Annotated in this window: 2 protein-coding genes; both read left to right on the top strand. The window is 64.6% G+C overall.

What is annotated here, in order from left to right:
* A partial coding sequence (locus EOA24_RS37815) for a trimethylamine methyltransferase family protein (protein WP_189354588.1) occupies positions 1–682 on the top strand: 682 nt, incomplete at its 5' end.
* Positions 683–746: 64 nt separating this feature from the next.
* Positions 747–1,447: FAD-binding oxidoreductase (locus EOA24_RS37810; RefSeq protein WP_133374906.1), on the top strand; the 701-nt coding region annotated here is incomplete at its 3' end.

Here is a 1,447-nt window from a genome sequence, read left to right as displayed (position 1 = left end):
GTTCGGCATCGTGCTGACGCAACTGGTGCGTCCCGGCGCACCGGTGATGTATGGCGCCTTCACCTCCAATGTCGACATGAAGTCGGGCGCGCCGGCCTTCGGCACGCCGGAGAACACCAAGGCCAACATCGCCTCCGGGCAGTTGGCGCGGCACTACAATTTGCCGTACCGCACCACGCCGGGCTCGGCCTCCAACGCCGCCGATGCGCAGGGCGCCTATGAGACGATGATGGCGCTGTGGGGCGCGGTGCTCGGCCACGGCAATCTCGTCTATCATGCGGCCGGCTGGCAGGAGGGCGGACTGACGGCTTCGTTCGAAAAGCTCATCATCGATGTCGAGATGATCCAGCACATGATGGAATTCCTGCGGCCGATCATGGTCGACGAGGCGGAGCTCGCCGTCGAGGCGCTGGGCGCGGTGTCGACCGGGGGTCATTTCTTCGGCGAACCGCACACGCTGGAGCGCTACGCCACCGCCTTCTACCAGCCGATGCTCTCCAACTGGCAGAATTACGAGGCCTGGCAGGAAGCCGGCGCGCTCGACACGACGGCGCGCGCGACCAGGCTGTGGAAGAAGGCGCTGGAGGAATATGTCCAGCCGGCCATGGACCCCGCCATGCGCGAAGCGCTCGAAGCCTATATGGCGCGCCGGAAGCAAGCGATCGGGCAAGGCGAGCCGTGAGGGAACGGCTTTCCATCTTGAATCATTTCAACCTCTCAACTCACTGAACCAACGAGAAGAACCCATGAAGTCGCATGCAAAGGTCGTGGTCATCGGCGGCGGTGTCGTCGGATGCTCGGTGCTGTTCCATCTCGCCCGCCATGGCTGGACCGATGTCGTGCTTCTGGAGCGCGACGAGCTGACTTCCGGCTCGACATGGCATGCGGCCGGCGGCATGCACACGATCAATGGCGATCCCAACGTCGCCAAGCTGCAGAAATACACGATCTCGCTCTACAAGGAGATCGAGGAGCTTTCGGGCCAGGCGACCGGCGTGCACCTGACCGGCGGCGTGCTTCTGGCAGCAACCGAGGCGCGGCTCGACTGGCTGCGCGGCGTGGTGTCCAAGGGCCGCTATCTCGGCATCGACCTCGAGGTGATCTCGGCCAAGGAAGCGGCGGAACTGATGCCGCTCATTGATCCCAGCCAGTTCGTCGGCGCGGTGCGCAACAAGGAGGACGGCCATCTCGACCCGTCTGGCGTGACGCATGCCTATGCCAAGGCGGCGCGGAAACTGGGCGCGGAGGTCGAGCGCTTCACCAAGGTCGAGGACATCGTGCGCCGTCCCGACGGGTTGTGGCGCATCATCACCAACAAGGGGGATGTCATCGCCGAGCATGTCGTCAATGCCGGCGGCCTGTGGGCGCGCGAGGTCGGCCGCATGGTCGGACTGGAACTGCCGGTGCTGGCGATGGAGCATATGTACCTGATCACCGAGGACATGCC

The organism is Mesorhizobium sp. M2A.F.Ca.ET.039.01.1.1 (assembly GCF_003998035.1).
Classification (GTDB): Bacteria; Pseudomonadota; Alphaproteobacteria; order Rhizobiales; family Rhizobiaceae; genus Mesorhizobium.
Note: the sequence above shows the minus strand (reverse complement) of the source record. Positions and strands in the feature narration are given on the sequence as shown.